This is a genomic window from Pseudomonas sp. B21-036 (assembly GCF_024748925.1).
Taxonomy (GTDB): Bacteria; Pseudomonadota; Gammaproteobacteria; order Pseudomonadales; family Pseudomonadaceae; genus Aquipseudomonas; species Aquipseudomonas palmensis.
In genome coordinates this window covers 5,358,981-5,373,603 of record NZ_CP087178.1, presented here as the reverse complement: position 1 = coordinate 5,373,603, position 14,623 = coordinate 5,358,981, and the positions used below count along the sequence as shown (strand labels likewise).

At 66.1% G+C, this 14,623-nt stretch carries 13 protein-coding genes and 1 pseudogene; 5 read left to right on the top strand and 9 right to left on the bottom strand.

Annotation, left to right across the window (positions count from 1 at the left end; genetic code table 11):
• Positions 1-99 precede the first annotated feature (99 nt).
• On the bottom strand, positions 100-1,464 hold the full coding sequence (locus tag LOY33_RS24495; RefSeq protein WP_258660375.1) for an APC family permease: 1,365 nt from the start codon (positions 1,462-1,464) through the stop codon (positions 100-102).
• Positions 1,465-1,699: 235 nt separating this feature from the next.
• Here LOY33_RS24495 and LOY33_RS24490 point away from each other — a divergent pair, with 235 nt between their 5' ends.
• The gene (locus LOY33_RS24490) at positions 1,700-3,373 is read left to right on the top strand and encodes a DUF4153 domain-containing protein (RefSeq protein ID WP_100634280.1); all 1,674 of its coding nucleotides are present in this window, start codon (positions 1,700-1,702) and stop codon (positions 3,371-3,373) included.
• A 94-nt stretch (positions 3,374-3,467) separates the two neighbouring features.
• Here LOY33_RS24490 and LOY33_RS24485 read toward each other — a convergent pair whose 3' ends face one another.
• Positions 3,468-4,664, bottom strand: a complete 1,197-nt coding sequence (locus tag LOY33_RS24485; protein WP_043860000.1) for a class I SAM-dependent rRNA methyltransferase — start codon at positions 4,662-4,664, stop codon at positions 3,468-3,470.
• 76 nt (positions 4,665-4,740) lie between these two features.
• A complete protein-coding gene (locus LOY33_RS24480; RefSeq protein ID WP_258660366.1) occupies positions 4,741-5,280 on the bottom strand; it encodes a type 1 glutamine amidotransferase domain-containing protein in 540 nt (179 codons plus the stop codon).
• Positions 5,281-5,417: 137 nt separating this feature from the next.
• On the opposite strand from LOY33_RS24480, the gene LOY33_RS24475 reads away from it, so the two are divergent.
• Entirely contained in the window at positions 5,418-6,284 is an 867-nt protein-coding gene (locus LOY33_RS24475; protein WP_043859998.1) for an HDOD domain-containing protein, read from the top strand.
• Positions 6,285-6,287: 3 nt separating this feature from the next.
• Positions 6,288-7,100, top strand: a complete 813-nt coding sequence (gene mutM / locus LOY33_RS24470; RefSeq protein WP_058541780.1) for a bifunctional DNA-formamidopyrimidine glycosylase/DNA-(apurinic or apyrimidinic site) lyase — start codon at positions 6,288-6,290, stop codon at positions 7,098-7,100.
• Positions 7,101-7,109: 9 nt separating this feature from the next.
• Here the strand turns inward: mutM and LOY33_RS24465 are convergent, their stop codons facing one another.
• The 3 genes from LOY33_RS24465 to LOY33_RS24455 form a co-directional block, all read right to left on the bottom strand.
• On the bottom strand, positions 7,110-7,361 hold the full coding sequence (locus LOY33_RS24465) for a YfhL family 4Fe-4S dicluster ferredoxin (RefSeq protein WP_011531711.1): 252 nt from the start codon (positions 7,359-7,361) through the stop codon (positions 7,110-7,112).
• Between the two features lie 109 nt (positions 7,362-7,470).
• A complete protein-coding gene (gene coaD / locus LOY33_RS24460; protein WP_043859996.1) occupies positions 7,471-7,950 on the bottom strand; it encodes a pantetheine-phosphate adenylyltransferase in 480 nt (159 codons plus the stop codon).
• Between the two features lie 239 nt (positions 7,951-8,189).
• Positions 8,190-9,617: a coniferyl aldehyde dehydrogenase gene (locus LOY33_RS24455; protein WP_104572827.1), complete on the bottom strand. Its 1,428-nt coding sequence runs from the start codon at positions 9,615-9,617 to the stop codon at positions 8,190-8,192.
• A gap of 88 nt (positions 9,618-9,705) precedes the next feature.
• On the opposite strand from LOY33_RS24455, the gene LOY33_RS24450 reads away from it, so the two are divergent.
• Both LOY33_RS24450 and LOY33_RS24445 read left to right on the top strand, forming a co-directional pair.
• A complete protein-coding gene (locus LOY33_RS24450) occupies positions 9,706-10,371 on the top strand; it encodes a TetR/AcrR family transcriptional regulator (RefSeq protein ID WP_043859994.1) in 666 nt (221 codons plus the stop codon).
• Positions 10,372-10,407: 36 nt separating this feature from the next.
• Positions 10,408-11,262: a sulfurtransferase gene (locus tag LOY33_RS24445; RefSeq protein ID WP_258660361.1), complete on the top strand. Its 855-nt coding sequence runs from the start codon at positions 10,408-10,410 to the stop codon at positions 11,260-11,262.
• Here LOY33_RS24445 and LOY33_RS24440 read toward each other — a convergent pair whose 3' ends face one another.
• The 3 genes and pseudogenes from LOY33_RS24440 to LOY33_RS24430 all read right to left on the bottom strand — a co-directional run.
• Positions 11,263-12,258: a hydrolase gene (locus tag LOY33_RS24440; RefSeq protein WP_258660360.1), complete on the bottom strand. Its 996-nt coding sequence runs from the start codon at positions 12,256-12,258 to the stop codon at positions 11,263-11,265.
• 301 nt (positions 12,259-12,559) lie between these two features.
• The gene (gene rsmD, locus LOY33_RS24435; protein WP_043859992.1) at positions 12,560-13,156 is read right to left on the bottom strand and encodes a 16S rRNA (guanine(966)-N(2))-methyltransferase RsmD; all 597 of its coding nucleotides are present in this window, start codon (positions 13,154-13,156) and stop codon (positions 12,560-12,562) included.
• A pseudogene (locus LOY33_RS24430) lies at positions 13,156-14,523 on the bottom strand (M16 family metallopeptidase); the annotation flags it as partial. The pseudogene LOY33_RS24430 and the gene rsmD, both read right to left, overlap by 1 nt.
• Between the last annotated feature and the right edge of the window lie 100 nt (positions 14,524-14,623).

The following is a 14,623-nucleotide window of genomic DNA, read 5'->3' as shown; positions in this document are numbered from 1 at the left end:
ATGAATAGGCCGATTCTACACCGCTGGCGGCGGGAAGGAATGGCGCATTGGGCGGTTGGGCGTTTTCGCTGCGCGCGGGCCGCCCAACCGCCATGGCGTTCAGCCGGCCTCGGAGAAGTGCACCAGCTTCACGCGCTTGCGAAAGCCGCCGGTCAGCACGCCCAGGTACACCAGGCCGAGGGTGAACCAGGTCATGCCGATGGTCAGGGTCAGTGCCGACAGGCTGGTCCACAGCCACAGCGTGAGGCTCATGCCCACCAGCGGCACCACGCCGTAACGCAGCAGCCCCGAGAGGTTGCGGTGGCAGGCTTGATCGACCAGGTGCGTGCGCACCACCGCCAGGTTCACCGCCGAGAACGCCACCAGCGCGCCAAAGCTGATCAGCGAGGCCAGGGTGGTCAGGTCGATCAGCAGTGCCAGCAGGGAGAACACCGATACCACCAGGGTGGCGAACACCGGGGTGCCGAAGCGTGGCGAAAGGCGCCCGAACCAGCGCCGTGGCAGCACCTGGTCGCGGCCCATGGTGTACAGGATGCGCGACACCGCAGCCTGCGAGGCCAGTGCCGAACCCAGGCTGCCGGCCACGAAGGCCGCGGTGAAGAAGTTGGCGAGGAACTGCCCGCCGGCCTTGAACATCACTTCATTGGCTGCCGCATCGACGTTGGCGAAGTGGCTGCCCGGCAGTACCAGCTGGCTGATGTAGGCCAGCACGGTGAACAGCAGCCCGGCGCCCAGGGTGGTGAGCAGGATGGCGCGCGGCACATCGCGTTGCGGGTCGCGGGTTTCCTCGGCAAGGGTCGATACCGCGTCGAAGCCCAGGAAGGACAGGCACAGCACCGCTGCCCCGGTCATCAGGTGGCTGAACCCGGGCCGGGTGCCGTCACCGAGCAGGGGCGACAGCAGGTCGATGGGCGCGCCGTGCAGGCTCTTGATCGACAGCGCGGCGAACACGCCGATGAAGATGATCTGCGCGCCCACGATCAGGTTGCTGGCCTTGGCCACCGAATGGATGCCGATCACGTTGAGCACGGTCACCAGGGCGATGGCGGCGACGATGATGCCCCACACCGGCAGTGCCGGGAAGGCGATGTTGAGGAACAGCCCGATCAGCAGGTAGTTGATCATCGGGATGAACAGGTAGTCGAGCAGCAGCGACCAACCGGCCAGAAAGCCGATGTTGGGGCCGAACGCCAGGTGGGTATAGGAGTAGGCCGAGCCCGCCACCGGGAAGCGTTTGACCATGAAGCTGTAGGACGTCGCGGTGAACAGCATGGCCAGCAGGGTCACCAGGTAGGCGCCTGCGGTGCGGCCACCGGTGAGTTCGGTGACGATGCCGTAGGTGGTGAAGATGGTCAGCGGCACCATGTACACCAGGCCGAAGAACACCAGGGCGGGCAGCCCCAGCACGCGGCGCAGTCGAGCGGTATCTGAAGTGCCAGGATGAGAGCGGTCGATAGAGGACATGGGTCGAACCTGCATTGTTTTTATTTTGATTGAGTCGATTTTTATCTGCTTATGTCGCCTGGATCAATGAAAAATTTTCCCTTATGGATTATTTGCCTGGATTTTTATCGATATATGTGCATGGCTGCATGGGGCCTGTGCGGCGCTGCAATGAAGTCGACGTGCTCTAGCCGTGCGGGGTCGCCTGGCCCTAGACTGCGCGCCTTGTGCATCACCCCTCGCAAAAGGACTTGGAATGCCCGTGCTCAACCGCTCCGTGCTGTATTACCTCGCCATCGCCCTGGTACAGGGGGCGCTGCTGCTCACCTTCATCCATTACCGCAACCCTGTGCTCGCGGTGTTCTGCGCCACACTGGCCCTGGTGGGCGGCATCAATCTGCAACTGCTGGGCGGCGCGGTGCGCCAGCGCGGCACCTGGCTGCTGGTGGCCGGCCTGGCGTTGCTGATGGCCAGCGTGTCCGCCTGGCTGTATGCGCAATCGGCCGACGGCTGGCTATGGATGCGCTGGATGCCGGCCTCGCTGGTGCTGGCCTATATCGGCGCGGCGTTCATCCTCAGTTGGCCGACCCGCGACGGCAATCGCCTGCGCTATCAGGACCTGTACCAGCACGCCTGGAACAATGCCTTCATCGTGCTGCTGGCGCTGCTGGTGACCCTGGCGTTCTGGTTGCTGCTGTGGCTGTGCGGGCGGCTGTTCACGATTCTGGGCGCGCCGGTGCTCAGCGATATCTTCGCCTCGCTCGAATTCATCTGCGTGTGCCTGCCGATCTTCTTCTCGCTGGGCATCCGCATGGGGCGCCAGAACGACAAGGCCATCGGCCTGCTGCGCAATGTGCTGCTCACCGTGTGCCGCTACCTGCTGCCGCTGTGTTCGCTGATTGCGGTGGTGTTCACTCTGGCGCTGGCGGTAACCGGGGTCGCGCCGATCTTCAACACCGGTTACTCCACCAGCATCCTGCTGTGCCTGGTGGGCAGTACGCTGTTTCTGCTCAACGGCGTGTTCCAGGACGGCGAGCACGATGCCGGTTATGCCAGGCCCCTGAAGCTGCTGGTGAACGCCAGCCTTGTGTGCCTGCCGCTGCTGATGGCGCTGGCGTGCTACTCGAGCTGGCTGCGCATCGACCAGTACGGCCTGACCCCGCAGCGCTTTCTGGCGATGCTGCTGATCGGCATCGCGCTGGTGCACAGCCTGGCCGCGCTGTGGGCCATTCGCCCGCGCCAGGCGGTGTGGCTGGGCAGCTTGCGGCGCAGCAACCCGTTGATCGCGCTGCTGAGTTTCGTGGTGCTGATGCTGGTGTTCACGCCGGTGCTCAACCCGTTGACCTACAGCGCCGCCAACCAGATGGAGCGGCTGTTGAGCGGGCGCACCTCGGCGGATGCGTTCGATGCGCGCGCTTTGCGCTACCGGCTCGGCAAGCCGGGGATCGAGCAGTTCGAGCGGTTGTCGCGCCTGGTCAAGGAGGGGCAGATCCTGGATGCGCCAAGCCGCGAGCTGCTGGCCGATCGACTGCTGGAGGCTGAACCGGTGAGCATGTCGCCGCGTGAGTACGGACCCAAGCTGGAATGGATCGGGCCTGCGCCGGAGGACAGTGCGCAGATGCTCAACCTGACCCTGATCGAGAGCCAATGCGGCAGTTCGGGGTGTGCTGCCTGGCAGGTGGACCTGGATGACGATGGGGTCAACGAAGTGCTGGTGGTGCCCAAGCACGAGTACTCGACGTCGGCGTTCGTATATGCGCGTCACGAGGGCTTCTGGCGTGACTATGCGCGGGTGGATGGGATCGGCACGGGGCGCGCACTGATCGAGCAGATTCGGGCGGGCACGCTCAAGCTGGCGAAACCGCGCTACAAGACCCTGGTGATCGACGGGCGAGAACTGGGAATGATGCCTTACCCGCAGCGCGATTGAGTGCACCTGCCTGCAGGAGCCGGCCTTGCCTGCGAAAAGGCCGTTACAGGCAAAAAAAATCCCGGCACCTGGCCGGGATTTTCATTCCAAGCAATCAGCTGTTGGGCAGCAGCCGGCAGGTGATGCTCTTGATGTAGCGCGTTTCCGGGATCGCCGGGTGCACCGGGTGGTCCGGGCCCTGGCCGCCGCGTTCGAGCAGCTGCATGTTGCGGTCCAGGTGGCGGGCGCTGGTCAGCAGGATGTTCTGCAGGTCGTCTTCGGGTAGGTGCATCGAGCACGAGGCGCTGACCAGAATGCCGTCCTTGCTCAGCAGGCGCATGGCCTGCTCGTTCAGGCGGCGGTAGGCGCCTTCGCCGTTCTTCAGGTCCTTCTTGCGCTTGATGAACGCGGGCGGGTCGGCCACGATCACGTCGAAACGCTCTTCAGCGGCCTTGAGCTCGCGCAGCGCCTCGAACACATCGCCTTCCACGCAGGTGACCTTCTCGGCAATGCCGTTGAGCGCCGCATTGCGCTCCACGCCATCCAGGGCAAAGCCCGAGGCATCCACACAGAACACTTCGCTGGCGCCGAACGCACCGGCCTGCACGCCCCAGCCACCGATGTAGCTGAACAGGTCGAGCACGCGCTTGCCTTTGACGTAGGGTGCCAGGCGTGCGCGGTTCATGCGGTGGTCGTAGAACCAGCCGGTCTTCTGGCCTTCCATCACCGGCGCTTCGAATTTCACGCCGTTCTCTTCCAGCGCCACCCACTCCGGCACCAGGCCGAACACGGTTTCGACGTAGCGGTTCAGGCCTTCGGCATCACGCGCCGCCGAGTCGTTCTTGAACAGGATGCCGGTGGGTTTGAGCACCTGCACCAGGGCGGCGATCACGTCGTCCTTGTGCTGTTCCATGGTGGCCGAGGCCAGCTGTACCACCAGGATGTCGCCGAAACGGTCGACCACAAGGCCCGGCAGCAGGTCCGAGTCGCCGTACACCAGGCGGTAGAACGGCTTGTCGAACAGGCGCTCGCGCAGCGACAGGGCCACGTTGATGCGGTGCACCAGCAGCGACTTGTCCAGGGCCAGCTTGGCGTCGCGCGACAGCAGGCGCGCGCAGATCAGGTTGTTGGGGCTCATGGCGACGATGCCCAGCGGCTTGCCGCCGGCACCTTCGAGCACCGCCTGGTCGCCGGCCTTGAAGCCATGCAGCGGGGTCGCGGCGACGTCGATTTCGTTGCTGTACACCCACAGATGGCCGGCGCGCAGGCGGCGGTCGGCGTTGGCTTTGAGGCGAAGGCTGGGCAGGGACATGACGTCGCTCCGGAAAAAAGAGCGGGAGTATAGCGCGTCGGCCGGGCACGCGGCTCGGCCGGCGACAAATAGCCGATCAGGCGCCCAAAGCGCGCAGCAGCTGGGTGTTGAAGGCGGGAATATCGTCGGGCTGGCGGCTGCTGATCAGGTTGCGGTCGATGACCACGGCCTGATCCTGCCACTGCCCGCCGGCATTGGTGATGTCGTCGCGCACGGTCTTGTAGCTGGTCATCTTGCGGCCCTTGACCAACTGGCTCGACACCAGCAGCCAGGCGCCATGGCAGATCACCGCCAGGGGCTTGCCGCTGGCGTCGTGGGCCTTGACCAGCTTCTGGGCGTCGGGGTCGATGCGTATGGTGTCGGAGTTCTGCACGCCGCCGGGCAGCACGATGGCGTCGTAGACCGCGACGTCGGCCTTGTCGAAGGTGTTGTCCACATTGAAGTCGTCGGCGGGCTTGTCATGGTTCCAGCCCTTGACCGTGCCCGGTTTGGCCGAGAGGATGTCGACGCGCACGCCGCTTTGCTCGAGGGCCTGCTTGGGCCCGGTGAGTTCTACCTGCTCGAAGCCGTCGGTGACCAGCATGGCCACGCGCTTGCCGTTCAGTTGGGTCGTCATCTGCGTGCTCCTGTTGAGTTGAACCTGTAGTAAGCAGGCAGCCCTGGGGCAGGCAAAGTTCCTTCTGAATCCATCAACGGGTGTTTCCCGGCCCGCCTGCAGGGTTAGAATCGCCCTTCAGCCCCGAGTGTGTATCTATGTCCCAGGAACTTACCGCCGAACAGATCCAGCAAGCCCTGCAGGGCATCAGCGTACCGCCCCAGCCGCAGATCATGGTCGACCTGCAGTTCGAGCAGTACATGCCCGACCCGGACCTGGAGACCATCGCCAAGCTGATCTCCCAGGACCCGGGCCTTTCCGGCGCACTGCTCAAGCTGGTCAATTCGCCGTACTACGGGCTGACCAACAAGATCGCCTCGATCCAACGCGCGGTGAACCTGCTGGGCAGCCGCTCGATCATCAACCTGATCAACGCGCAGTCGATCAAGGGCGAGATGAGCGACGACACCATCGTCACCCTCAACCGCTTCTGGGATACCGCCCAGGACGTGGCCATGACCTGCCTGACCCTGGCCAAGCGCATCGGCTCGCAGGCGGTGGACGAAGCCTATGCCCTGGGGCTGTTCCACGATTGCGGCGTGCCGCTGATGCACAAGCGCTTCCCCGACTACATGCATACCCTGGAGCAGGCCTACGCTGAGGCCGGCCCCGACAAGCGCGTGGTCGACACCGAGAACCGCACGTTCAACACCAACCACGCCGTGGTCGGCTACTACACGGCCAAGTCGTGGCGCCTGCCCGAGCACGTGAGTGCCGCCATCGCCAACCACCACAATGCCCTGGCGGTGTTCAGCGACGACTCGGCGCGCAACACCCAGCTCAAGAACCTGCTGGCCATTCTGAAGATGGCCGAGCACATCTGCAGCTCGTACCGGGTGCTGGGCAACCAGAGCGTGGACCACGAATGGAACACCGTCGGGCACCTGGTGCTCGACTACGTGGGCCTGTCGGAGTACGACTTCGAGAACCTCAAGCAGACCATCCGCGAAATGGGTGCGCACTGACCCATGCCCGAGCTACCTGAAGTCGAGACCACCCGCCGCGGCATTGCGCCGTACCTTGAAGGGCAGCGTGTCAGCCGTGTGGTGGTGCGTGAACGGCGCCTGCGCTGGCCGATACCCGAAGACCTCGACGTACGCCTGTCGGGGCAGCGCTTCGTGTCGGTGGAGCGGCGTGCCAAGTACCTGCTGCTCAACGCCGAGGTGGGCACGCTGATCAGCCACCTGGGCATGTCGGGCAACCTGCGGCTGGTGGAGATCGGCCTGCCGGCGGCCAAGCACGAGCATGTGGACATCGAGCTGGAGTCGGGGCTGGCGCTGCGCTACACCGACCCGCGCCGGTTTGGCGCGATGCTCTGGGCCCCCGACCCGTTGCAGCACGAGCTGCTGCTGCGCCTGGGCCCGGAGCCGCTGACCGACCTGTTCGATGGCGAGCGGCTGTTCCAGCTGTCGCGCGGGCGCTCGATGGCGGTCAAGCCGTTCATCATGGACAACGCGGTGGTGGTGGGGGTGGGCAACATCTATGCGACCGAGGCGCTGTTCGCGGCGGGCATCGACCCGCGGCGCCCGGCCGGGGGCATTTCGCGGGCACGCTACCTGCGCCTGGCCATCGAGATCAAGCGCATCCTGGCCGCCGCCATCGAGCGTGGCGGCACCACCCTGCGCGACTTCATCGGCGGCGACGGCCAGCCGGGCTACTTCCAGCAGGAACTGTTCGTGTACGGGCGCGGGGAAGAACCGTGCAAGGTGTGCGGCACGGTGCTGCGCAACGTGACCCTGGGCCAGCGCGCCAGCGTGTTCTGCCCGCGCTGCCAGACCTAGCGGCCTGTATCAGGCCTTGCCGGTGATCCTGCGGTACTTGGCCATCAGCTCGTCTTCGGTTTCCGGGTGCGCTTCATCCAGCGGGATGCAGTCGACCGGGCAGACCTGCTGGCACTGCGGTTCGTCGTAATGGCCAACGCACTGGGTGCACAGGTTGGGGTCGATCACGTAGATCTCTTCGCCCTGGGAGATGGCGGCGTTCGGGCACTCGGGTTCGCAGACGTCGCAATTGATGCAATCGTCGGTGATGATCAGGGACATGGGGACTCCGGCCGGGGCGTCAGGCCCGGGCATATGAAAACCAATGGGCACAATTGTGCCGCATTAACGCCCGCAGTGCACGCGGGCGCGGTTTTCGATGCGGGCGCGGTTACTTCTTGAAGCGCTCGGTGAGTGCGTCAGCCACTACCGGGTGCACGAACTTGGTGATATCGCCGCCCAGCGCCGCGATTTCGCGCACCAGGGTCGAGGATATGAACGAATAGCGCTCGGACGGCGTCAGGAACAGGCTTTCGACGTCGGGCGCCAGTTGCCGGTTCATGTTCGCCAGCTGGAACTCGTACTCGAAGTCCGAAACCGCGCGCAGGCCGCGCAGGAATACATTGGCCTGCTGCTCCTTGGCGAAATGCGCCAGCAGCGTGGAGAAGCCGATGACCTGCACGTTGGGCAGGTGCTTGGTGACCTCACGCGCCAGCTCTACCCGTTGTTCCAGGGGGAACAGCGGGTTCTTCTTGGGGCTGGCGGCGACCGCGATGATCACCTCGTCGAACAGCCGGGAGGCCCGCTCGACCAGATCGCCATGGCCTTTGGTAATAGGGTCGAATGTACCTGGGTACAACACTCGGTTCATCGCGTCGTCCTGGCAGGAGTGCGTTTGGGAGTCGGATGGTATCGCAGCAGCTGCGGTCGGCCAAGTCGCCATCGCCGGCTCAAGGCACTATAGACAGGCGTGATAATGCTTGTCACCCGCTGCAGGCCGAGTGTCTGGTGCCTTGAAAGTATCGACCCCATCGCGGGTCAGGCCCGCTCCCACAGGCTATGCATCTCTTTGTGGGAGCGGGCCTGACCCGCGATGGGGTCGCTGCAACGTCAGCGAATGAACAGACGATAGACCCACCGCTGCAGCGCCTTCCCATACGGCGGATAGATCAGCCGCGCCGCATTCACCCGCGACTTGGCGAACACCGCCCGGGCATGACTGAAGGTCTTGAAGCCCTCGTGCCCGTGGTAGTTGCCCATCCCCGACGGCCCGACCCCGCCAAACGGCAGGTCGTCCTGGGCCACGTGCAGCAGGGTGTCGTTCAGGCACACGCCGCCGGAATGGGTCTGCTCCAGCACCCGCCGCTGCTCGGCACGGTCGTGGCCGAAGTAGTACAGCGCCAGCGGGCGCGGGCGCTGGTTCACATAGGCCAGCGCCTCGGCCAGGCTGTCATAGGGCACCACCGGCAGCAGCGGGCCGAAGATCTCGTCCTGCATCACCTGCATGCTGTCATCGACCTGCAGCAGCACCTGCGGCGGCAGGCGCCGACCTTCGCGGGCTTCGCCGGGGTACAGGTCGAGCACGCTGGCGCCCTTGTCGCGGGCATCGCGCAAATAGCCTTCCAGGCGCGCCAGGTGACGCACATTGATGATCGCGCTGTAGTCCGGGTTGTTTCGCACCTGTGGATAAAACCGCAGCACCGCCTCGCGATAGGCCTGCACGAAGCCCTCCAGGCGCTCGCGCGGTACCAGCGCGTAGTCCGGGGCAACGCAGGTCTGCCCGGCGTTGAGGGTCTTGCCGAAGGCGATGCGCTCGGCCGCCTGGGCCAGCGGTACACTGGCCGACACGATGGCCGGCGACTTGCCGCCCAGCTCCAGGGTCACCGGGGTCAGGTTGGTGGCTGCCGCCGCCATCACCTGGCGGCCGATGCTGGTGGCGCCGGTGAACAGCAGGTGATCGAACGGCAGGCGCGAGAAGGCCTCGCCCACGCCAGCATCGCCCAGCACCACGCTGACCAGGTCGTCGGGAAACACTTCGCCCAGCAGGCGCTGAAGCAGTGCCGCGGTGGCCGGGGTGGCTTCGCTGAGCTTGAGCATCACCCGGTTGCCCGCTGCCAGCGCCGCGGTGAGCGGGCCGATGGCCAGAAACAGCGGGTAGTTCCATGGCACGATGATGCCCACCACGCCCAGCGGCTGGTACAGCACCCGCGCGCTGGCCGGCTGGAACGCCAGGCCCACCGTGCGCCGCACCGGCTTCATCCAGCCCTTGAGGTGGCGCTCGGCGTGGCGAATGCCCTGCACGCTGGGCATCAGTTCGGCCAGCAGGGTCTCGTCGGCACTGCGCCCGGCAAAGTCGCGGTCGATCGCCGCGACCAGGGCCGACTGGTTCGCCAGCAGCAGCCGGCGCAGGCTGGCAAGCCACTGCAGGCGCTGCGCCGCCGGCGCCATGGGCAGCCCGGCAAAGGCCCGGCGCTGCTGTTCGAACAGGGTCTGGAGGGGCATGCGGGCTCCGTGGCAGGGCAAGTGTGCCTGGAGCATATACGCCGGTTGTGCAGGTGGTACATCCCGTGGCGGATACGCCGTAAGATAAGCCTATTCCTTCAAGCTCATGCCTTTGGAGCTGACCATGGCACCGCGCATCAAGACCCGCGAGCTCATCGTGCAGAACAGCCTCGAGCTGTTCAACCAGCAGGGTGAACGCAGTGTCAGCACCAACCACATTGCTGCGCACATGGAAATCTCGCCTGGCAACCTCTATTACCACTTCGCCAACAAGCAGGCGATCATCGCCGTGCTGTTCACCCAGTACGAGGCGCTGGTGGAAGGCTTTCTGCGCCCGCCCCAGGGGCGCGCCGCCACCGTCGAGGACAAGCGCTTCTACCTCGAGGCGCTGCTGTCGGCGATGTGGAACTACCGCTTCCTGCACCGCGACCTCGAACACCTGCTCGGCCACGACCCGACCCTGGCTGCGCGCTACCGACGTTTTTCGCAGCGCTGCCTGCTGCAGGGCCAGGCCATCTACCGAGGTTTCGTCGAGGCCGACATCGTGGCCATGGACACCGTGCAGATCGAATCGCTGACCCTCAATGCCTGGATCGTGCTGACCTCCTGGGTGCGCTTTCTGTGCACCACCCGCGAGCACTCCGCGCACCTGAGCGAAGAGGCGATCAAGCGCGGCGTGTACCAGGTGCTGGTGCTGGAGCTCGGTTTCGTCACCGCCAGCGCGCGCCCTGCAGTGGATGCGCTGTGCAAGGAATTCTACGTGCCGCTGGACCAGGCACTGGAACAGTAGGCCGCCCACCCCCTTTGAATCGATATGGAGACCGACATGCCACTCGCGCAACTGATCGCACCCCAGCAACTGGCAGAGCGCCTGGGCGCTCCGAAGCTGGTGATTCTCGATTGTCGCTTTGCCCTGGAAGACGTCGACTATGGCCAGCGCAGCTATGCCGAAGGGCATATCGCCGGCGCGCACTTCGCCGACCTGGAGCGTGACCTGAGCGGGCCGGTGGTCAAGGGCGTGACCGGTCGCCACCCCTTGCCCGACCCGCAGCAACTGATCCAACGGCTGCGCAGCTGGGGCATCGACAACGACAGCGACGTGGTGCTCTACGACGATGGCCCCGGGGCCTTTGCCGCGCGGGCCTGGTGGTTGCTGGCATGGCTGGGCAAGCGCGACGGGGTGGCGATCCTCGATGGCGGGCTCAAGGCCTGGCACGCGGCCGGGTTGCCGCTGAGCCTGGATGCCTGTGACAAGCGTGAAGGCAACTTCAGCGGGCAGCCCGATGCGAGCCTGGTGCTGAACGCCGCCGAGTTGGCCAATGGCCTGGGCACGCCCGACCTGACCCTGCTCGACGCCCGTGCGCTGCCGCGTTTTCGCGGCGAGGTGGAGCCCATCGACCCGGTGGCCGGGCATATCCCGGGTGCGCATTGCGCGGCCTTCACCGACAACCTGGGGCCTGATGGTCGTTTTCTGTCGCCCCAGCAGCTCAAGCAGCGCTTTGCCGCCTTGCTCGGTACGCGCCAGCCGCAGGCGCTGGTGGCCTATTGCGGCTCGGGGGTGACGGCCTGCCATAACCTGTTCGCCTTGGCCTTGGCCGGTTATCCGCTGGCACGGCTGTACGCCGGTTCGTGGAGCGAGTGGATCACCGACCCGCAGCGTCCGGTGGCCAAGGGCGACTGATCAGGCCCCGCTGGCCAGCCACTGTGGAATGCGCCGCTCCAGGTAGTAGCCGGGCTGGCGCAGGCTGCCGTCGACAAAGCCCACGTGACCGCCATGACGGTGCAGCTCCAGGGTGGTCTGGCTGGCCAGTTCGGCGGCCCCTGGCAGGCTGTGGCTGAACACGAACGGATCGTCCTGGGCATGGATGATCAGCGTGGGCGTACGGTTTTCACCCAGATAGTAGCGGCTCGACGAGCGCTGGTAGTAGTCGTGGGCGTCGCTGAAGCCGTTCAGCGGCGCGGTCACGCGGCCGTCGAAATCCCAGAAGGTGCGCAGGTTTTCCAGCGGGCCGAGGCGATCCAGGGTTGCCAGGCCCTCATGATAACCGTGGTGCTGGAAGTGGCGCTGCTTGTCCTTCACGTAGCCCAGCATGGCGCGCATGAAGTGCGCCTGGTACACCCGTGAAAACCCCAGGCCGATGCGGTCGGCGCACTGGTCCAGGCGAAACGGCACCGACACCGCCACGGCCGCCTGCAACTGGCTGGCCGTACCCGCTTCCCCCAGGTGCTTGAGCAGCACGTTGCCACCCAGCGAATAACCCACCGCGTACAGCGGTGCCTGCGGGCGCTGGGTGCGCAGGTGGGCGATGACTTCGGCCAGGTCTTCGCTGGCGCCGGAGTGGTAGCTGCGCGGCAACAGGTTCGGCTCGCCCGAGCATCCGCGCCAGTTGACCGCCACGCTGGCCCAGCCCTGCGCCGCCAGGGCGCGCTGCAGGCCGATGACGTAATGGGAGGTCGACGAGCCGGTCAGGCCGTGCAGTACCACCACCAGTGGCGTGGTGGTGGCAAGCGGGCCGTGCCAGTCCAGGTCGAGGAAATCGCCGTCGGCCAGCCACAGGCGCTCGCGCCGATGTGCCAGCGGTGGCGACTTGCGCCAGAGCGGGCCCCAGAGCGTCTGCACATGGGGGTTGCGCAGGCCGGTGGCTGGCTTGAACGGGGGTGGGGTGGCGCTGGACATCGTCGAGGTCTCTTGAGCGGGCGGCAGACCCTGTGATCAGTGTATGTGCGCAAGCGCAGGTCTGCTGCCGCCAAAGCATATTCAGCAGGTGTCACTTCGGGCAAGGGCTGTCGGTTGGCGAGGCTGAGGTCGTGGAAGGGTGTGCTGGGCGAGTGCCGGGCTGCTGAGGGTCAGCAGCCCGGCGGTGGTGCAGGCGGCACGCACAAGCCGGTTGGTGATCGGTGTCGTGCCTGGGGAGCGCCGGAGCACGATCAGGCAAAGCACCTCAGGCGGCCGCAGTTTGCTGGAGGCGGGGCGACGTTCAGCCGCGCTCCCACAAGGCATAGTGCACCTGACCGGCCTTCTTTTCCCGGTGCAGGCGCCAGTTGCCCGGCAGTTGCAGGGTCGACGGCGCGGTTTCGCTTTCGGTGTAGATCCACGCGTGCTCGGCCAGCCAGTGGCGCTCTTCGAGCAGTGCACAGGTGGCCGGCAGCAGGTCCTGGTGGAAGGGCGGGTCGAGGAACACCACGTCGAACGGGGCCTTGGGCTCGCCTTGCAGGTAGCGCACCACGTCGGTCTGGATCACCTGCCCGGTGGGGCAGCGCAGCAGCTCCAGGTTGTCCTTGAGGTTCTCGATGGCGGCGCGGTTGCTGTCCAGCGCCACGGCCGAGGCCGCGCCGCGCGACAGCGCTTCGAGAAACAGCGCGCCGCTGCCGGCAAAGGCATCCAGCACGCGGGCGCCCTCGATGTGCGCGGTCAGCCAGTTGAACAGGGTTTCGCGCACCCGGTCGGGGGTAGGGCGCAGGCCCGGTGCGTCAGGAAAGCTCAGGCGGCGGCTGCGCCACTCGCCGGCGATGATGCGCAACTGGCCCTGGCCGCCGTGGGCGGCGGCCTTGGATTTGGCGGATGGACTGGCCATTAATGCTCCGGTACGCCAAGCGGCTGCTCGGCGGGTTTGTCAGTGGGCGGTGGCAGCGGCTGTTGCGCCACCTTCGGCCCGGCGGTCACGATGACCATCTTGTCGGCGGCCAGGTGCTTGTTGAGGGCAGCACGCACCTGCTCGACGGTGAGGCTCTGGGACTTCTGCATGAAGTCCTCGAGGAAATTCAGCGGCAGGTCATAGAAGCCGATGGCCCCCAGTTGGCCGACGATGCTCGCATTGCTGGCGGTGGACAGCGGGAAGCTGCCGGCCAGTTCGCGCTTGGCATCGTCCAGCTCCTGCTGGGTGGGGCCGGTCTTGAGGTAGTCGCGCAGGATGTCCTGTACCAGCTTGAGCGTGCCTTCGCTGAGTTCGGCACGGGTCTGCAGGTTGATCATGAACGGGCCACGCACCTGCATCGGGCTGAACACCGAGTACACGCCGTAGGTCAGGCCGCGCTTTTCGCGCACTTCGCTCATCAGGCGGGTGCCGAAGGCGCCGCCGCCGAGGATCGAGTTGCCCAGCGACAGGGCCGCGTAGTCCGGGTCGGCGCGGTCGATGCCCAGCTGGGCCAGCATCAGGTGGGTCTGCTTGGACGGGAAGTCGATGTGGTTGACGCCAGGCTTGGGTTCGCTCGGTTGTGCCAGCTTGGGCAGCGCCGGGCCCTTGGGCAGCGCGGCGGAGACCTGCGCGGCAATCGCCTCGGCTTCCGTGCGGCTGAGGTCGCCGACCAGCGCGATCACCACGTTGCCGGCGGCATAGGCCTTGGCATGGAAAGCGCGCAGCTGGTCCAGGGTGATCGGCGGGATGCTCCTGGCGTCGCCATCGCTGGGGTGCCCGTAGGGATGCTTGCCGTAGAGCTTCTCGAACAGCTCGATGCTGGCCAGCTTGCCGGGGTTCTGCTTTTGGTACTCGAAGCCGGCGAGCATCTGGTTCTTGATGCGCTTGAGCGCGTCTTCAGGGAAGGTCGGCTTGCCCACCACTTCGGCGAACAGCTTCAGGGCCGGCTCGCGCTTGTCCTTGGCGCTCAGGCTGCGCAGCGAGGCCACCGCCATGTCGCGGTAGGCACCGTTGCCGAAATCCGCGCCCAGGCCTTCGAAGCCGGCGGCGATGGCGCCGACGTCCTTGCCCGCCACGCCTTCGTTGAGCATGGCGTTGGTCAGGGTGGCCAGGCCCGGCAGGTTACCGTCCTGGCTGCTGCCGGCGGCGAAGGTCAGGCGCAGGTCGAACATCGGCAGTTCGTGGGCTTCGACGAACAGCACCTTGGCGCCTTCGGCGGTGTTCCAGGTCTTGATGTCGAGGTTGCGTCGGCTCGGTGCCTTGCCGTCCAGCTCGGCCAGCGATTGCAGGTTGGCGCCGGGCTTGGCGGCCGCGGTGTCGGCATGGGCGGGGCCGGCCAGGCACACGGCGCTCAGCAGCAACGCGCCGAATACGCCGCGGCCCTTCGGGGTGTGGCGTGGGGTGGTG

Coding starts and splice junctions, on each gene's coding strand:
- LOY33_RS24495 (WP_258660375.1), bottom strand. CDS start 1,464: ATGTCCTCTATCGACCGCTCTCATCCTGGCACTTCAGATACCGCTCGA.
- LOY33_RS24490 (WP_100634280.1), top strand. CDS start 1,700: ATGCCCGTGCTCAACCGCTCCGTGCTGTATTACCTCGCCATCGCCCTG.
- LOY33_RS24485 (WP_043860000.1), bottom strand. CDS start 4,664: ATGTCCCTGCCCAGCCTTCGCCTCAAAGCCAACGCCGACCGCCGCCTG.
- LOY33_RS24480 (WP_258660366.1), bottom strand. CDS start 5,280: ATGACGACCCAACTGAACGGCAAGCGCGTGGCCATGCTGGTCACCGAC.
- LOY33_RS24475 (WP_043859998.1), top strand. CDS start 5,418: ATGTCCCAGGAACTTACCGCCGAACAGATCCAGCAAGCCCTGCAGGGC.
- mutM (WP_058541780.1), top strand. CDS start 6,288: ATGCCCGAGCTACCTGAAGTCGAGACCACCCGCCGCGGCATTGCGCCG.
- LOY33_RS24465 (WP_011531711.1), bottom strand. CDS start 7,361: ATGTCCCTGATCATCACCGACGATTGCATCAATTGCGACGTCTGCGAA.
- coaD (WP_043859996.1), bottom strand. CDS start 7,950: ATGAACCGAGTGTTGTACCCAGGTACATTCGACCCTATTACCAAAGGC.
- LOY33_RS24455 (WP_104572827.1), bottom strand. CDS start 9,617: ATGCTCCAGGCACACTTGCCCTGCCACGGAGCCCGCATGCCCCTCCAG.
- LOY33_RS24450 (WP_043859994.1), top strand. CDS start 9,706: ATGGCACCGCGCATCAAGACCCGCGAGCTCATCGTGCAGAACAGCCTC.
- LOY33_RS24445 (WP_258660361.1), top strand. CDS start 10,408: ATGCCACTCGCGCAACTGATCGCACCCCAGCAACTGGCAGAGCGCCTG.
- LOY33_RS24440 (WP_258660360.1), bottom strand. CDS start 12,258: ATGTCCAGCGCCACCCCACCCCCGTTCAAGCCAGCCACCGGCCTGCGC.
- rsmD (WP_043859992.1), bottom strand. CDS start 13,156: ATGGCCAGTCCATCCGCCAAATCCAAGGCCGCCGCCCACGGCGGCCAG.